Below are 16,617 nucleotides of genomic sequence, written 5' to 3'. Positions count from 1 at the left end.
TTTTTCCCGATCTGCCACAGATTCTTGGCTGCCCAGCCTCCCCCAACAATTGAACGCAGTACCGATTTAGCTACTCCCTTGGTAGCAATACCGCCCGTTTTATCGCTGCCTGACGCAGCTGCCACGCAGGCAATTTTCCCGCCCGGATGTGCACCCACACCGTACCGGCACATGGCCTGGCCGACTTAAGTGCTAGCCCTGCCCCCTGAAAAGAGCATACCCAGCCCCCGGCCCAGCCGTTAGAAAGCTACTCCCCCACGCTAAGGAGCAAGCCATATGGGCCGCACCACCCCACTCAGCCACCTGTTGTTGAGCTGCCTGCTGCTGGCAGGCCTGGGCAACCTTGCCCAGGCCGAGCCCATCAAGATCGGCCTCAACTACCCACGTACCGGCAATTACAAGGATGAAGGTCTGGAGCTGCGCCGTGGCGCATTACTGGCCGTGGACGAAATCAACAAGGCAGGTGGCGTGCTCGGCAAGCCGCTGGAGCTGCTCAGCAAGAACACCAGCTCGCAGGCCGACAAGGCCGTCAGCAATGTCGATTACTTCGCCAACCAGGACGCACGCATGGTGTTTGGCGGCGCCACCAGTGAAGAGGCGATAGCCGCCGGGCAACGCGCCCGCGAGCGCGGCCTGCTGTACTTCGCCACCCTGAGCTATGCCAATGAAGTGACCGGCCAGGCCGGCCATCGCTACCTGTTCCGGGAGTCCAACAGCGCCTGGATGAGTGCGCGGGTACTGGGTGAATACCTGTCCTGGCATATGCCACGCCAACGCTATCACTACATCATTGTCGATGACGCCTGGGGTCGCAGCATGGAAAACGCCCTGCGCCTGGCCACCAACAGCACCGACCGCGCACGCCATGGCCGTACTGCGCTACCCAGTGGTCTGGTGCGCCGTGAGCAGTACCTGGCGGCGCTCAATAAAGCGGCCCGCAGCGAGGCGGATATCCTCGTGCTGGTGCTGCTCGGCGAGAACCTGCAGCGCAGCATGCGCATGGTGCACAACATGGGCCTCAAGCAACGTACGCAGATCATCGTGCCCAACCTGACCAAGAGCGTGGTGCAGCAGGCCGGGCCGCTGGTGATGGAAGGCGTGATCGGCACCGAAGCCTGGACCTGGAACCTGCCCAGCCAGGACAACATCGCCCAGGGCCAGCAATTCGTTGAGCGCTATATCAGCGACTATCAGGAGTACCCCGGCAGCACCAGCGCCTCCGCCTACTCCATCGTCAAGCAATGGGCCGATGCCGTGCAGCGCACGCAAAGCCTGGACAGCGAACGGCTGATCAGCACCCTGGAAGACCACAGTTACCAGCTGCTCAAGGGGCAGCAGCAGTGGCGCGCCTTCGACCATCAGAACGTGCAAAGCATCTATGCGGTACGGGTACGCAAGCGTGACGACGTGATGCTCGACCCGTTCAAGCAGCACTACTTCGACATCATCCACCATATGGACGGCGACCAGGCCGCGCCGAGCCAGGATGAGTGGCAGCAGGAACGTGGCGAGACCCTTACCCTGCAGTAAATCTGTGCGCGTGATGCTGCGCGGTTATCGATCCACCCGCTGCATCGCGGCCTGCTCATAACGCGGGTAGAGATGACTGACGCTGCGGATCAGCTCATAACGGCTGAGGCTGATACCGGCAAAGCGTTCGGGAATGGCGGTGCGGATCAGCTCGTTCATCTCCGCGCCCTGCTCGGCACCGCTGCGCATGACGTCGTCCAGCCAGCCGAGGTAATCACGCATCTGGGCAAAGGGCGCAGCATCGCTGGCCAGCGGGCCATGGCCGGGCACGATCTGCTTCCAGGGCAGTTGCTGCAACTGGTCGAGATCCGCCAGCCAGGTGGCCAAGCTCGGTGTGCCGGGTGTGGTCAGGGCACGCTGATAAAACACCAGATCACCGGCAAACAGCACACCACTCTGCACATCGAGAATCGCCAGATCGGCCCCAGTGTGGCCGCTCAGGGCTAGCAGTTGCAGCGTCCGCCCGCCTACCTCAAGCATTCCCGGCTCAAGGCTCTGAGTGGGCAGCAGCACTTCGGTGCCGCGCATCCAGTCGCCCACCAGGCGGTACATGTTCTCCGCCATGGCATCGCCCTGCTCTGCCAGCAACGCGGTGGTGCCAGGCAAGGCGGCAATCGGCACATCGCTGAAGGCCTGATTGCCCAACACATGGTCGGGATGATGATGGGTCAGCATGACCTTGAGCAGAGGCTTGTCGGTGACGCGGGCAATCGCTTGGCGCATCGCCTCGCCGTAGCGACGCGACGGGCCGCTGTCGATCACCAGCACGCCCTCGGCCGTGACGATAAACCCGGTATTGACGATATTGCCGCCGTTGGCCTGGGAGAAGTTGTCCGTGCTGCCTTCAAGCAGCCACACGCCATCGGCAATCTGTCGGGGCTGCAGGTCGTAGTTCAACGGATTGGCGTGCACGCAGGCGTTGGCCAGCGCCGCCAGTATGAGTATCCAGCGCATAAGCACCTCGCGATAAGACGGGCAGCGCCGTGCTGGGCTGCCCAGGGCAGAACCGCCGTTTAGGGCGCGAGACGGACCTCGCTGATCTGCACCAGCGGCTGGCTGTCGGTGAAGTTCGGCAGATCGCCCATGATCCGTGCCGCGTGCGGGGCAAAGCTCTGCTCGAACACCGCCACGCTGTCGAAATACAGATGCCCCATGGCGATATAGGGCGCGGCCTCACCGGGCGTGGCGCTGGCCAGGCCAGCGTCCACGGCAATGCCTTGGCACGCGCTGCCCAGGCATTCGCGCACGATCGCCATATGCTGCTCGCAGTAATAGGTCATGTCGAAACGCACACCGGGGGTATTGGGGTACAGCACGCTGACTTTGATCATGGCAGGTCCTTGTGGCTTTCAGAGTTCGGCTTTGAATTCATTGCCGTTGTTGTCACGCAACCATAGCTCGGTCTCGACGTTGCCCTTTACATCCAGGCTGATGGTCGGGTTTTCGCTGACGGCGGGAAACAGTTCGAGGCTGGCCAGGGTGTTGCCGCTGCGATCACGCAACTGCGCCTGGTTGAGAAAGAATTCCGGAATACCGCCGACCAGGCCGTTGTCCATCGGGTGCGCCACCTGCACGCGCAGGCGGTTGGCATCAGCCAGGACAAAGCGCTTGCCGAGCACCTCGCCCAGGTGTTCCTCCCAGCCTGGCTGGGCGCGTACCACACTGGGCGCCGTGCAGCCGCCACCGGCAGCATCGATCTGCGTCGAACCGATATGCCAGAGCCCGTCACGGGTCAGCACCGCCACCCGCAGCGGCGTGGCCTGCTCGACCCGGATGCGGATGGCCAGGCGCGGCAGCACCTGCTCGCCCGGCTGGAAATCGAAGATCTGTGGAATTGGATTGAGTTCGGCCCAGGCCAGCATGCGCACCACCTGCCCCTCAAAGGCGCTGGCGTCGATCTGGATCGGCACCTGCCGCGCGTCTTCGGCAAACGGCGGCGCACTGAGCTTGACCCGCTCATCGAAAACAAAGGCTTCGCTGTCCAGCAGACGCTCGTGGTAGTAGTCCCACATCACCGACGTGACCGGGTCGCGCTGGCTGCCCCAGCTGTCCCAGGGCACGGCAAACAGCGCCAGCAGTAGAAATGAACGCCAATCCAGTTCCATCCCACACCTCCCGGTGCCGTTAACCTGCCGCCCTACTCAACCTCCTGGTACAACCCCGGCAACTCATAACGCAGACCGTAGTGGCCATAGATACGCTTGAGCTCCCCGGCGAGAATCAGCTCTTCGAGCTTTTCTTCCAGGGCATAGGCCAGTTGCCGATTGCTTTCATGCACCGCCATGCCGATGTCCCAGACCTGCTTGCCCATATCCGGGTAAGCGTTCTCGGCCAGCGCCAGCTGCTGATCGGCAGCCAGCTTGAGCTGCCAGTCGACCTCACCGCGCAGCGCCATCACCGCATCCACTTCACCGGCTTTCATCGCCGCGAACGCTTGCTGAACATTGCTGTAGTGATGGGTCTGCTGGCTGAGCATGCCGTCTTTCACCGATGACAGATAAAAGGACGGCACGCTTTCCACCTCGACACCAATGGTGTGGCGCTGAAACACCGCCACACTGGGCACCGCGTCCAGCCGGCGGCGGTCGAATGCCACCTGCCAGCGCTCACGCTGATACGGGCCGAACATCACCACCAGTTCGTTGACCAGCTCGCCGAACTCGTTGCTCTTGTAGGAAAACTCGCGGTCATAAGGCACGCGCAGCATCACATCCGCCAGTTCGTGCGGACGCAGGTAATGCCCGCGCCAGATGTAATCACGCAGGTCATCATCGAGCTTCTCGCCCGGCGGTGCCCAGATCACTTCAAGCCTGAGCCCCAGACCTGCGGCCAAAGCCTCGGCGACCTCATAGTCGACGCCACGGGATTTCCCGTCCTGCTGAAAGCTGTAAGGCGCGAAATCCTGATACAGCGCCACCTTGAGCACACCTGACTCGACAATCGAGTCATAGCTGCGCACCTGCGCCTGCAGCGGCATACAGACCGCCAGCAGTGCAGAACACCACAGCCCCAGCCACGCCAGTCGCCGAGCCATGCCGATTACTCCTCGATGGCCACGCTCTCCAGATAACTGCGCACGGCCCACAGCGCTTCCTGGCTGAGGTAGTCGGCCATTTTCGGCATATACACCCGGCCATCACGCACGGCGCCATTGATCACCCGCTCTTTGAACCACTCATCGCCGCTGATGCCGGCTTCGAGCAGGCGCAGGTCCGGGGCAATGCCACCGGATTTGGCTTCCAGGCCATGGCACGCCGCGCAGTTCTGGTTGTAGGCCGAAGAGCCAACTTCGATGGCGCGCGGGTTGCCCCGGTAGGGGTTCTCATCACGCCATTCTTCGCCCAGCGGCTCCAGACCGTCGGTCTTCACCGCCTGGGGCACCACATCACCATGCGCCCAGAGGTTGGCCGAGAAGGCCAACAACAGCAGAGCAAAACCGGTGTTCTTTTTAATTGTCATGTTCAAGGCCTCATCGAATGCACGCACACAGCTCGTACGGAGCTTGCTTGCGAGCATCTTAGAAACAGCGCCGCGCCCGCCGAATGCTGCTTTGGTGGCCCACGACTAATCCCTTGGTAGTAGGGCTTGCGACCCCATGAAAGGTGGCTTTGGCAGCAAGGCTAAGTCATGTACGGTTTGGGCATTCTTCCCGGCGCAGGCGGGAGTTTTTCCGTTTCGGCGCAACCCCCGTGGTTCCACTATCGGCTCGCCAGGTCGCCAACAGCACAGGACCTGCAACCTTCACCACCACGATGGGAAACCACAACCATGACAACAAGATCGTTACCCAGCATGCCACGCCCCGTGGCACTAGCCGTCCACAGCCTGCTGCTGGCCGGTGGCCTGGCCTTGAGTGGCAGCGCCCTGGCCAAGAATGTCACCTGGGACGACATCGCCAACGACCACACCACCACCAACAACGTGCTGCAGTACGGCATGGGCACCAACGCCCAGCGCTGGAGCCCGCTGGCCCAGGTCAACGACCAGAACGTGTTCAAACTCACGCCTGCCTGGTCGTTCTCCTTTGGCGACGAGAAACAGCGCGGCCAGGAGTCCCAGGCCATCGTCCATGACGGTGTGATCTACGTCACCGGTTCCTACTCGCGGGTATTCGCCCTCGATGCGAAAACCGGCAAACGCCTGTGGACCTACAACCACCGCCTGCCAGACAACATTCGTCCGTGCTGCGACGTGGTCAACCGCGGTGCGGCCATCTACGGCGACAAGATCTACTTCGGCACCCTCGACGCCCGCGTCGTGGCGCTGAACAAAGACACCGGCAAGGTGGTGTGGAACAAGAAGTTCGGTGACCACGCCGTCGGCTACACCATGACCGGCGCGCCGACCCTGGTGAAAGACCAGAAGAGCGGCAAGACCCTGCTGATCCACGGCAGCTCCGGTGACGAATTCGGCGTGGTCGGCAAGCTGTTTGCCCGCGACCCGGATACCGGCGAAGAAGTCTGGATGCGTCCGTTCGTCGAAGGCCACATGGGCCGTCTGAATGGCAAGGACAGCACCCCGACCGGCGACATCAAAGCCCCGTCCTGGCCGGATGACCCCAACCACCCAACCGGCAAAAAGGCCGCTTGGAGCCAAGGCGGTGGTGCACCGTGGCAGAGCGCCAGCTTCGACGCGGAAACCAACACCATCATCATCGGCGCTGGTAACCCGGCTCCATGGAACGGCTGGGCGCGTACCGCTGACGGTGGTGATCCCAAGGATTACGACAGCCTCTACACCTCCGGCCAGGTTGGCGTAGACCCGACCACCGGTGAAGTGAAGTGGTTCTACCAGCACACCCCGAACGATGCCTGGGATTTCTCCGGCAACAACGAACTGGTGCTGTTCGACTACAAGGACAAGGCCGGTAAAACCGTCAAAGCTACCGCCCACGCCGACCGCAACGGTTTCTTCTATGTGGTCGACCGCGCCAACGGCAAGCTGCAGAACGCCTTCCCCTTCGTCGACAAGATCACCTGGGCCAGCCACATCGACCTGAAAACCGGTCGCCCGGTTGAGAACGAAGGCCAGCGCCCACCAAAACCGGAGCCAGGTGAAGCCAAAGGCAAATCGGTAGAAGTGTCGCCGCCATTCCTCGGTGGCAAAAACTGGAACCCGATGGCCTACAGCCAGGACACCGGCCTGTTCTACGTCCCGGCCAACCACTGGAAAGAGGACTACTGGGCCGAGGAAGCCAACTACAAGGCTGGCTCCGCTTACCTGGGCATGGGTTTCCGCATCAAGCGTCTGTACGAAGACCACGTCGGTATCCTGCGTGCGATGAACCCGACCACCGGCAAGGTCGTCTGGGAGCACAAGGAAAAACTGCCACTGTGGGCCGGCGTACTGGCCACTAAGGGCAACCTGGTGTTCACCGGCACCGGCGACGGCTACTTCAAGGCCTTCGACGCGAAGAACGGCAAGGAGCTGTGGAAGTTCCAGACCGGCACCGGAATCATCTCCCCGCCCATCACCTGGGAACAGGATGGCGAGCAGTACATCGGCGTAACCACCGGTTACGGCGGCGCAGTACCGCTGTGGGGTGGCGACATGGCCGAGCTGACCAAACCGGTCGCTCAAGGCGGCTCGTTCTGGGTATTCAAGCTGCCAAGCTGGGATAACAAGACCGCACAACGCTGATTGCAACTCGCATGGCGCACCCTAGGGTGCGCCATGCGCATCCACTTTCGCGCTTCCAAGCAGCCACCTGCGTTGCCCCCGTGGTGCACACCACGCACCCCACCCGAGGACTCGCCATGAATTACCTGCCTCTGCTTCTGCCCGTCGTACTGCTGATTCTGGGTACCGAACTGGTCAACGCCAATGAGGTGCTCACCGTCAACGGCTGCCGCATCGAAGCCGACAGCCAATGCCCCAACGCCAACCTGCAAGGTGCCAACCTGAGCAACCAGGACATGCGCCGTATGAATCTGGAAGGTGCCGACCTGCGTGGTGCCGATTTACGCCATAGCCGCCTGGACCTGGCCAATCTGGAAAAAGCCAACCTGCAAGGTGCCAATCTGACCCGTGCCAGCCTGCAACAAAGCCAGTTGCGCCTGGCCGACTTCAGCAACAGCACCCTGGTGGCCATCAACGGCTGGGCCATGTATGCCCAGGCGGCAAAGTTCAATCAAGCCGATATGCGCGCCGCCAACCTGGAATTCGCTCGCCTGTCTGCCGCCAAGCTGCACAATGCCAACCTGCAAGCGGCCAATCTGGAAATGACCTGGCTAAGCAAGGCCGACCTCAAGGGCGCCGATCTCCAGGATGCCAACCTGCAAGAGGTCAAACTCTCCGGCTCCAACCTCGCCAACGCCGACCTGAGCGGCACGCGCACCCACTATGGCAACTTCCAGGGCGCCAATATGGAAGGCTGCACCGCCTGCCCCGATGGCTGGGAATAACCCCACGCTCACGCTACTCCTACAGCCCCCCTCCATTGTAGGAGCGGGCCATACCCACGAACTTCTACACAGCACAAAACCGTAGCCCGGCTGCACTCCGCGGAATGCAGCCGGGCTACCTATTCTTTCATCTAGAAAAATTGCTCAGAACCTGTTCACGATCTCGCGAGCTAGAGCGATACAAGACGCTACGTTAGTAACAGCCTCCGGCTAGTCAGAACAAGCGAGAAACGCAGCGCAGCGGAGTAACAGCCAACGGCTTGCCCGCAGGGTGAGCGCAGCGAATCACGCGGAGTTTACGAGTTGTAAATGAGCAGGCCGAGCTTGTTTTTAACGCAGTAGCGCCGACGCGCAGCAGATCGTGAACAAGTTCTCAGGCGCTTTCCAGGCCCAGGCGGATGACCCCGGTATCGATGGCCAGATGCACCAGCTCTGCCTGGGAGCTGACCTGCAGTTTGCTCTTGAGCAAGGTCAGGTAGTTGGACACGGTCTTGCCGCTGATGCACAGCCGCTCGGCAATCTGCCGGCTGGGCATGCCTTTGGCCAGCATCACGAATATCTCGAACTCGCGCTGAGTCATGCCGCGCAGGCGCGGGTCACTGCTGCCCTCCCCCTGAGGATTACAGGCCAGGTGCGTGGCCAGGCTCTGCTCGATATAGGCATGCCCGGCCAGGGTGCGTTTAACCGCTTCAACCAGCACCTCAGGTGAGGAGGTCTTGGTCAGGTAGCCCAGCGCACCGGCTTCCAGGGCCTGGCGCACCAAAGGCAGTTCATCGTGCATGCTGAAGAACAGCACCCGCAGTTGCGGCAGGCGCTGCCGCAGCCGCCGAGTGGTTTCCAGACCGCTGATCCCCGGCAGGCCAATATCCATGACGACCAGGTTGGGGATTTCCTCCTGAACCATCTGCAGGGCCTGTTCGCCATCGCAGGCCTCGCGCACCTGCACCTCTGGCAACAAGGCCCGCAGCAGGCTGGCATAGCCCTGACGGACCACCGCATGATCATCGACCAGCAGAATCTTCATAGTTCAGGCTCCGGCACTATCAGGGTCAGGCACAGCGCCCATCCCGCTTGAGGACGGCTGTGTACGCGCAGTACTGCACCCAGGCTACGGGCACGCTCGTGAATCGAGCGCAGGCCAATACCGGGGCGCTGCGGCAGTTGCGCGCCACAGCCATTGTCACGAATAAACAAACGCAAACGCTGCCCCTGATAATGCAGGCGCACGCGTACTTCGCTGGCCTGTGCGTGCCTGGCCACATTGGTCAGGGCCTCCTGCACCAGGCGGTACAGATGCGCCTTGGTTGGCAGTGGCAGGCTTGGCAGACGGCGGCTGAGTGTCACCTGACACTGCACCCGCTGCGCGGCCTGCCAGTTGTCGCAGAGCAATTGCAGCGCCTCATCCAGCTCAAGACGCTCCAGCACCACCGGGTAGAGATCGCGGATCAATGCGCGAAAGCCTTCCTGCAAGCGCTGGCTGTGCATATCGAGGTGCTGGGCGGTGGTGCGTACTTGTTCGGGCTGATCCGCCACGGCTTGCAACAGGCAGGCCTGGGCGCGAATGCCACTGAGGTATTGGCCAAGATCGTCGTGTAGGGTTTGCCCCAGACGTGTGCGTTCGCGTTCTTGTAACGCCATCAGGGCCTGGGTCAGCTCGGTGTTGTCGGCCTGCACCTGTTGCAGGGTGGTGGCCATGGCATTGAAGTGCCCGGCCAGTTGCCGCGCTTCCGGCAGACTGTGTGCTGGCAAACGCGCATCAAGCTGGCCCTGTGTCACCTGTTGCAGACCGCCCAGCAACTCATCCAGCACGCGCAGGCCACGGTGCACGGCCCAACGAATCGCCACCAGGCTGATCAACAGCGCCAGCAGGCAAAGCAGCGACAGTTGCAGCAGCGAATCCCAGACTTCATCGATTTCATCCGCCGGATCGACGGCGATCTGCAATTGCCTGCCATCGGCCAGTTGCACCACGCGCGGACGGTGCTGCTGCGGGAACAAACGCTGCCCCAACCATTGTTCAAGCGACAACTGCGGCGCGGCGGCTGGTGCCGGCAACCATTGCACCCGCACATGCCGCAGGTTACCGGTCAGTCCACTGTGCAGGCTGGCCGGATCACGCTGGGCCGCTTCGTACAGGTACTCGACCACCGCCTCGGCAGCCTGCACCTCACGCTGTACATCCTCGCGGGCCTGACGCAGCAGCAGCGCCAGACCCAGCACCGTGACCAGTGCGAAGAACAGCGTCACCAGCAGGTAGATGCGCCACAGAACGGACACGTTACTTGACCACGAAGTGACCGAGCATGCCCTTGCCTTCCAGGCCCTTGGCATAGAAACGGAACGTACCGGGCTTGATCGGCACGAAGAAGATCTCCGCCTCACCGGCTTCCTCGAACTCCAGTTCGGTAAGGGTGATGGCCTTGATCTCTACACCACCAGCTTCGACCTTGCGCAGGTAGATCGAGGTGGCGAACTCGGGAGCCTGGAAAGCGTACTCCTTCAGCCCGCTGGCGATGATCTTCAGCTGATAGGCCTTGCCAGTTTCCAGCTGGTATTCGTTCTGCGACAGGCTGTAGTCGCTGGCCTCGCTGCCCAGCAGCAGATCCGGCAATTTCTCGGTGCGACGGGTCAGGTCGCCTGCCGCATAAATGTTGTCAAAACCGATCAGGCTGCTCAGCAAAATCAGCGCCAGGGCGAGTGTTTTGAGCGTGCTCATGGAGGGTACCTGTTGTTGTTTTATAGGATGGAATCATCCTAAAACGCTGGCGCACCCGCCAACTTACTACCTTGGTACTGGCGTACTGGTACTTTGGGCATATTTCCCGAATAGCGGGCTGTTCCTATGCTGGCGACACCTAGCCAGGAGTCGCCTCATGCCCCGGATCAGCCAATCGCTTATGCTCTGCGCCGCCGTGTTGTGCAGCCTGGCCACGCCCTGCCTGGCCAGCCCGACAACCGACACGTTGCAGGTGCGCATTGCCTACCTGGGTTACACCCCGGCAACCGGCCCGTTACTGTCCAACGTCATCCCCGAGCCGGCAGATAGCGGCTTGCGCGGGGCCGAGCTGGCGATTGTCGACAGCAACAGCACCGGGCGTTTTCTCAAGCACAGTTACCAACTCGATGTAGCCGAACGCAGTGATAACGACAGCTTGCTGATGGCTGCACGTGAGCTGCATGCACAGGGCGTGCGCCTGTTCGTGGTCAACGCTCCGGCAGCGACCCTGCGCCAACTCGGCCAAGAGTTGCCCGACAGCTTGCTGCTCAATGCCGGCAGCGCTGACGACAGCCTGCGCCACAGTCAGTGCCTGAACAATGTGCTGCACACCCTGCCCAGCCGCGCCATGCTCGCCGATGCCCTGGCGCAGTTTCTCGCCGTGCGCAAATGGACACGCTGGCTGCTGGTGACCGGCAGCACTGAGGACGATATCGCCTACGCCGCTGCACTTAAACGCGCCGCCAAACGCTTCGGCCACAAGATCGTCGCCGAGAAGCCATGGAGCTTCGACAACGACCAGCGCCGCAGCGCCCAGGCGGAAATGCCGCTGTTCACTCAGACCGCCGAATACGACGTGGTGCTGGTGGCCGACGAGCGTGGCGACTTTGGCGAGTACCTGCCCTACAACACCTGGTACCCGCGCCCGGTGGCCGGCACCCAAGGCCTGACCCCGACCGCCTGGCACAAGGCCGTGGAAACCTTCGGTGCCGCGCAGTTGCAGAAACGCTTCGAGGCGCTGGCCGGGCGCTGGATGAACGACCGCGATTTCGCGGCCTGGATGGCCGTACGCAGCATCGCCACCGCCGTGACCAAATTACGCGCCAGCGAACCGCAGGCTATCCGCACGCTGGCACTGTCCGCCGAGTTGCCGCTGGATGGCTTCAAGGGCCGCAAGCTGAGCTTTCGCCCATGGAACGGTGAACTGCGCCAACCCATACCGCTGGTACAGCCACGCGCGCTGGTCAGCACCTCACCGCAGGACGGTTTTCTCCACCCCGACAACGAAATGGACAGCCTCGGCTATGACCGGCCGGAAGTGAGCTGTGATCTGGCAGGTACCGCCAACTGATGGTGCACCGCTCGCACCATCTGCCGCCCAAGACAACAACAAGAGGATCAACCCCATGCGCCTGACTCACCTTGCCTGCGCCATTGCCCTTGGCCTGGCCAGCCACAGCGTTCTGGCGGCTACCGCCTATGTGTCCAACGAGAAAGACGACAGCATCAGCGTGATCGACCTGGACAGCCTTGAGGTCACCGCCACTCTTGAGGTGGGCATGCGCCCGCGCGGCCTGCTGTTGTCCAGTGACAACAAGCTGCTGTACATCTGCGCCAGCGACTCAGACCGCGTGCAGGTGATGGACCTGGTCACCCGCACCATCATCAAGGAACTGCCTTCGGGCGCCGACCCCGAGCAGTTCGCCCTGCACCCCAACGACCGCTGGCTGTATATCTCCAACGAGGACGATGCGCTGGTGACCGTGGTCGACACCCAGAGTGACGAGGTGCTGGCGCAGATCGACGTCGGCGTCGAGCCGGAAGGCATGGCCGTCAGCCCCGATGGCAAGTGGGCGGTGAACACCAGCGAAACCACCAACATGCTGCACTGGATCGACACCACGACCCAGCAACTGGTGGACAACACCCTGGTCGATCAGCGCCCCCGCCATGTCGAGTTCGACCTGGACGGCAAACGCCTGTGGGCCTCGGCCGAGATCGGCGGCACGGTCAGCGTGATCGACGTCGCCAGTCGACAGATCAAAAAAGTACTGACCTTCCAGATCAAGGGCGTACACCCGGACAAGGTGCAGCCGGTAGGGGTCAAGCTGAGTGACGACGGTAAGTACGCCTTTGTCGCCCTCGGCCCAGCCAACCATGTGGCCGTGGTCGATGCCAAAACCTATGAAGTGCTCGATTACCTGCTGGTCGGTCGGCGCGTCTGGCACATGGCGTTCACTCCGGATCAGAAGCGCCTGCTGACCACCAATGGGGTCAGCGGTGATGTGTCGGTGATCGACGTCGACAGCCTCAAGGTGACCAAGTCGATCAAGGTCGGCCGCTACCCCTGGGGCGTGGTCGTCACACCATGAGTGCGCTGCAGGTACAGGGCGTGAGTTTCGCCTACGGCCCACGCCAGGCCTTGCAGGAGGTCAGCTTCAATGTCGCGCAGGGCAGCTTCAGCGCATTGCTCGGGCCTAACGGTGCGGGTAAATCAACACTGATCGCCCTGCTCACCCGGCTCTACGACCTACAGCACGGCGACATTTACATCTTCGGCCACAGCCTGCGCCGTGAACCACGCCAGGCGCTGCGCCAATTGGGTGTGGTGTTCCAGCAGAGCACCCTGGACCTGGATCTTTCGGTGCAGCAGAACCTCGCCTACCACGCCGCACTGCATGGCCTGGGCAAACGCGAAGCAGCGGCGCGCATCGACGAAGAACTGACTCGCCAGCAACTCGGCGAACGCCGCCACGAGAAGATCCGCGCGCTGAATGGCGGCCACCGCCGCCGCGTCGAGATTGCCCGCGCCCTGCTGCACCGCCCTCGCTTACTGCTGCTCGATGAAGCCAGCGTCGGCCTCGATCCGGCCAGCCGTCTGGCACTGAATCAGCATGTGCGCACGCTGTGCAGCGAACAGCAACTGGCGGTGCTGTGGACCACCCACCTGCTCGATGAAATAGCGCCAGGCGACGACCTGCTGGTTCTCAACCGCAGCCGCCTGGTCGCCCAGGGCCCAGCCGGCGAACTGGGTGATGATCTGGCCGCCAGCTTCAACCGACTCACTGCGCCAGCACCACAACCGATGGAGGTTGGTCGATGAATGCCTACTGGTATTGCCTGCAAGGCATCGTGCAACGCGAATGGCTGCGCTTCGTGCTGCAGCGCAGCCGCTTCTTCAGCGCCCTGGTGCGGCCATTGCTGTGGCTGTTGGTGTTCGCCGCTGGCTTTCGCGCGGCGCTGGGCATCGCCATCATCGCGCCCTACGACACCTACATCACCTACGAAACCTATATCGTGCCGGGGCTGGCCTGCATGATTCTGCTGTTCAACGGCATGCAGGGCTCGCTATCGATGGTCTACGACCGCGAGATGGGCAGCATGCGTGTGCTGCTGACCAGCCCGCTGCCACGGGCCTTTCTGCTCGCCGGCAAACTGCTGGCCATCGCCCTGATCTCGCTGCTGCAGGTGTACGCCTTTCTCGCCATTGCCTGGTTCTACGGCGTGCAACCGCCGGTCTGGGGCCTGCTCAGCGCCCTGCCCGCCCTGCTGCTGGTGGCCCTGTTGCTCAGCGCCCTCGGCTTGCTGCTGTCCAATGGCATTCGCCAGTTGGAGAACTTCGCCGGGGTGATGAACTTCGTCATCTTCCCGCTGTTTTTCCTCTCATCAGCGCTCTACCCACTGTGGAAGATGCGCGAGGCCAGCGAGTGGCTGTACTGGCTGTGCGCCCTCAACCCCTTCACCCATGCCGTGGAGCTGGTGCGCTTTGCCCTCTACCTGCGCTTCAGCCCCTTGGCGCTAGCCGTATGCCTGGGCCTAACCCTGCTGTTCGCAGCGCTCGCGGTGCTGACCTTCAACCCGCAACATGCAGCCCTGCGCAAAGGCAGCTAGGCATATCAGGCACCACGCATATCTACTACTTTGGTACTGGTTTTCATCTCCAACGTAGAATTCCCAAAGCATCGGCATTGCCCTGTAATAGATCCATAAAAAGAATCGAGAACAAAGGCGATGAAACACTGGCCAAAGGCCCTGATATTGCTTGCCAGCCTGCTACCGACCAGCGCCATACTGGCCGATACCCCGTTGTTTTCTGCCGATGGCTATCGCCTCAGCCATTACCGCAGCCCCACACCGCTAACCCACGAACACGCACGCACCCTGGACACCGTTGCCCTGCAGCAGTTGCTGCGTGAACAGCCTGGCACTCGGCTGATCGACGTTTATCGCCAGCAATGGCTGCACGGCCAGTTCATCGAGGATGAAGTGCACGCCAACCTGCCTAACAGCCTGTGGCTGGCCAATACCGGCGACGGTGAGCTGAGTCCGCAGTGGCAGAATTACTTCCAGCGCAGCCTGGCCCAGGCCAGCCAGGGCAATCGCGCCTGGCCGCTGGTGTTCTACTGCCGCTCCGACTGCTGGCTGGGCTGGAATGCGGTAAAACGCGCCCATCATCTGGGTTACACCAACCTGTACTGGTACCGTGACGGCATCGACGCCTGGCAACAGGCCGGCCTGCCCCTGATACCCGCACAACCACTGCCCTTGCTGCGTTAAACCATGCGTTACGGCTGCAACCCCACCATAATCAAAACAACGAGGTGATAAGGCCATGTACAAAATTCTGATTGCCGATGACCACCCGCTGTTTCGCGAAGCCATCCACAACGTCATCAGTGACGGCTTCCCCGGCAGCAACATCATGGAAACTGCCGATCTCGACAGCGCCCTGGTAATGACCCAGGAACATGACGACCTCGACCTGATCCTGCTCGACCTGAACATGCCTGGCATGCACGGCCTGGGCGGGCTGATTAACCTGCGCAACGAGGCGCCGACCATTCCAGTGGTGATCGTCTCGGCCGAGCAGGACAAACAGATCGTCCTGCAGGCGATTACCTACGGCGCGGTCGGTTTTATCACCAAGTCCTCGCCACGGGCGCAGATGACCGATGCCATCCAGCAGATTCTCAACGGCAACGTCTACCTGCCGCCGGACATCATCCGCACGCAGAAGAGCGGCTCGCAGCGCAGCCACGCCGACCACCACAGCTTCCCGCCGGAACTGCTGCAGGCACTGACCCGCAAACAGCTGCTGGTACTCGAACGCATGACCAAGGGCGAGTCCAACAAACAGATCGCCTACAGCCTGGACATCGCCGAAACCACGGTGAAGGCCCACGTCTCGGCCATCCTGCGCAAGCTCAATGTGCACAACCGGGTACAGGCCATTCTCTCGGCCGGGGATATCGACTTCGCCGCTTATCTGCGCCGCTGAACCGCACCCACAGCCATATGCGGCAACGCCCACGGAGGGCGTCGAGTCGCCAGCGACTACTCACCTCACGCTCTCACTACAAGGCTTAGCGCATGTCTAAAACAGCACTGATCATCGTCGACCTGCAGAATGACTATTTCCAAGGTGGCAAATGGCAGCTCGAAGGCAGCGAAGCGGCCGCCGCCAATGCCGCACGCCTGCTCACCGCGTTTCGCGCCAAGGGCTTGCCGGTGGTGCACGTGCGCCATGTATTCGCCAGCAGCGATGCGCCCTTCTTCGCCCCAGGCTCCAAGGGTGCCGAGGTCTACCCACTGGTGCAGGAGCAACCGGGCGAGGCCGTGCTGATCAAGCAGCAGATCAACAGCTTTCGTGATACCGAGCTCAAACAGGTGCTCGACCAGGCCGGAGCCAGTCAGGTGCTTATCTGCGGGGCCATGAGCCACATGTGCATCGACGCCGTAACCCGCGCCGCACATGACTTCGGTTACAGCTGTGCGGTCGCGCATGACGCCTGCGCCACCCTGGCCCTGGAGTTCAACGGGGTGAGCGTGCCGGCCAGCCAGGTACACGCCGCCTATATGGCCGCACTGGCGTTCGCTTATGCCAAGGTGGACACCACCGACGCCCTGCTCGGTGATCTGGCGTAACCATCAGATGCGATATGCACCGGCCCGCTTTACCGGCCGGTG

The 16,617-nt window shown here is 62.0% G+C and carries 18 protein-coding genes; 10 read left to right on the top strand and 8 right to left on the bottom strand.

Annotated elements, in window-relative coordinates:
• The first annotated feature begins 276 nt into the window (after positions 1–276).
• Positions 277–1,530, top strand: a complete 1,254-nt coding sequence (locus IOD17_RS08280) for an ABC transporter substrate-binding protein (RefSeq protein WP_233684632.1) — start codon at positions 277–279, stop codon at positions 1,528–1,530.
• 24 nt (positions 1,531–1,554) lie between these two features.
• On the opposite strand, the gene IOD17_RS08275 is transcribed toward IOD17_RS08280, so the two are convergent.
• The 5 genes from IOD17_RS08275 to pedF form a co-directional block, all read right to left on the bottom strand.
• Positions 1,555–2,484, bottom strand: a complete 930-nt coding sequence (locus IOD17_RS08275; protein WP_233684631.1) for a quinoprotein relay system zinc metallohydrolase 1 — start codon at positions 2,482–2,484, stop codon at positions 1,555–1,557.
• Between the two features lie 59 nt (positions 2,485–2,543).
• On the bottom strand, positions 2,544–2,861 hold the full coding sequence (locus IOD17_RS08270; protein WP_090252814.1) for an EthD family reductase: 318 nt from the start codon (positions 2,859–2,861) through the stop codon (positions 2,544–2,546).
• A gap of 18 nt (positions 2,862–2,879) precedes the next feature.
• Positions 2,880–3,629, bottom strand: coding sequence for a quinoprotein dehydrogenase-associated SoxYZ-like carrier (locus tag IOD17_RS08265; RefSeq protein ID WP_233685207.1), 750 nt, complete (start codon positions 3,627–3,629; stop codon positions 2,880–2,882).
• A 38-nt stretch (positions 3,630–3,667) separates the two neighbouring features.
• Positions 3,668–4,507 carry a substrate-binding periplasmic protein gene (locus tag IOD17_RS08260; RefSeq protein WP_233685206.1) on the bottom strand — a complete coding sequence of 280 codons (840 nt, stop codon included), beginning with the start codon at positions 4,505–4,507 and terminating at the stop codon, positions 3,668–3,670.
• Positions 4,508–4,569: 62 nt separating this feature from the next.
• Entirely contained in the window at positions 4,570–4,989 is a 420-nt protein-coding gene (gene pedF / locus IOD17_RS08255; RefSeq protein WP_233684630.1) for a cytochrome c-550 PedF, read from the bottom strand.
• 309 nt (positions 4,990–5,298) lie between these two features.
• Here pedF and exaA point away from each other — a divergent pair, with 309 nt between their 5' ends.
• Both exaA and IOD17_RS08245 read left to right on the top strand, forming a co-directional pair.
• Positions 5,299–7,170, top strand: coding sequence for a quinoprotein ethanol dehydrogenase (gene exaA, locus IOD17_RS08250; protein ID WP_233684629.1), 1,872 nt, complete (start codon positions 5,299–5,301; stop codon positions 7,168–7,170).
• A 116-nt stretch (positions 7,171–7,286) separates the two neighbouring features.
• On the top strand, positions 7,287–7,934 hold the full coding sequence (locus IOD17_RS08245; RefSeq protein WP_233684628.1) for a pentapeptide repeat-containing protein: 648 nt from the start codon (positions 7,287–7,289) through the stop codon (positions 7,932–7,934).
• A 373-nt stretch (positions 7,935–8,307) separates the two neighbouring features.
• Here the strand turns inward: IOD17_RS08245 and IOD17_RS08240 are convergent, their stop codons facing one another.
• From IOD17_RS08240 to IOD17_RS08230, 3 genes are read right to left on the bottom strand one after another with little or no spacing between them, the layout of a single operon-like run.
• Positions 8,308–8,958, bottom strand: a complete 651-nt coding sequence (locus IOD17_RS08240) for a response regulator transcription factor (protein ID WP_233684627.1) — start codon at positions 8,956–8,958, stop codon at positions 8,308–8,310.
• On the bottom strand, positions 8,955–10,211 hold the full coding sequence (locus tag IOD17_RS08235; RefSeq protein WP_233684626.1) for a histidine kinase: 1,257 nt from the start codon (positions 10,209–10,211) through the stop codon (positions 8,955–8,957). The genes IOD17_RS08240 and IOD17_RS08235 overlap by 4 nt, the downstream gene beginning before the upstream one ends.
• Before the next feature lies 1 nt (position 10,212).
• The gene (locus tag IOD17_RS08230) at positions 10,213–10,650 is read right to left on the bottom strand and encodes a copper-binding protein (RefSeq protein WP_233684625.1); all 438 of its coding nucleotides are present in this window, start codon (positions 10,648–10,650) and stop codon (positions 10,213–10,215) included.
• 157 nt (positions 10,651–10,807) lie between these two features.
• On the opposite strand from IOD17_RS08230, the gene IOD17_RS08225 reads away from it, so the two are divergent.
• The 7 genes from IOD17_RS08225 to IOD17_RS08195 all read left to right on the top strand — a co-directional run bounded on the left by IOD17_RS08225 (position 10,808) and on the right by IOD17_RS08195 (position 16,575).
• A complete protein-coding gene (locus tag IOD17_RS08225; protein ID WP_418904258.1) occupies positions 10,808–12,001 on the top strand; it encodes an ABC transporter substrate-binding protein in 1,194 nt (397 codons plus the stop codon).
• Positions 12,002–12,056: 55 nt separating this feature from the next.
• On the top strand, positions 12,057–13,022 hold the full coding sequence (locus IOD17_RS08220; protein WP_233684624.1) for a YVTN family beta-propeller repeat protein: 966 nt from the start codon (positions 12,057–12,059) through the stop codon (positions 13,020–13,022).
• On the top strand, positions 13,019–13,753 hold the full coding sequence (locus IOD17_RS08215; protein WP_233684623.1) for an ABC transporter ATP-binding protein: 735 nt from the start codon (positions 13,019–13,021) through the stop codon (positions 13,751–13,753). Before IOD17_RS08220 ends, IOD17_RS08215 begins: the two co-directional genes overlap by 4 nt.
• Complete coding sequence (locus IOD17_RS08210; RefSeq protein WP_233684622.1) at positions 13,750–14,541, top strand: ABC transporter permease; 792 nt, start codon at positions 13,750–13,752, stop codon at positions 14,539–14,541. The genes IOD17_RS08215 and IOD17_RS08210 overlap by 4 nt, the downstream gene beginning before the upstream one ends.
• A 120-nt stretch (positions 14,542–14,661) precedes the next feature.
• On the top strand, positions 14,662–15,207 hold the full coding sequence (locus IOD17_RS08205; RefSeq protein WP_233684621.1) for a PQQ-dependent catabolism-associated CXXCW motif protein: 546 nt from the start codon (positions 14,662–14,664) through the stop codon (positions 15,205–15,207).
• Between the two features lie 55 nt (positions 15,208–15,262).
• Positions 15,263–15,928, top strand: coding sequence for a response regulator (locus IOD17_RS08200; RefSeq protein ID WP_090252782.1), 666 nt, complete (start codon positions 15,263–15,265; stop codon positions 15,926–15,928).
• 92 nt (positions 15,929–16,020) lie between these two features.
• Positions 16,021–16,575, top strand: coding sequence for a cysteine hydrolase family protein (locus IOD17_RS08195; RefSeq protein WP_090252780.1), 555 nt, complete (start codon positions 16,021–16,023; stop codon positions 16,573–16,575).
• Positions 16,576–16,617: the final 42 nt, after the last annotated feature.

Origin of the sequence: Pseudomonas anguilliseptica, assembly GCF_021375795.1 — a bacterium.
In the GTDB taxonomy this organism is placed as follows: domain Bacteria; phylum Pseudomonadota; class Gammaproteobacteria; order Pseudomonadales; family Pseudomonadaceae; genus Aquipseudomonas; species Aquipseudomonas anguilliseptica_A.
This window is presented reverse-complemented; position numbering and strand designations above follow the sequence as displayed.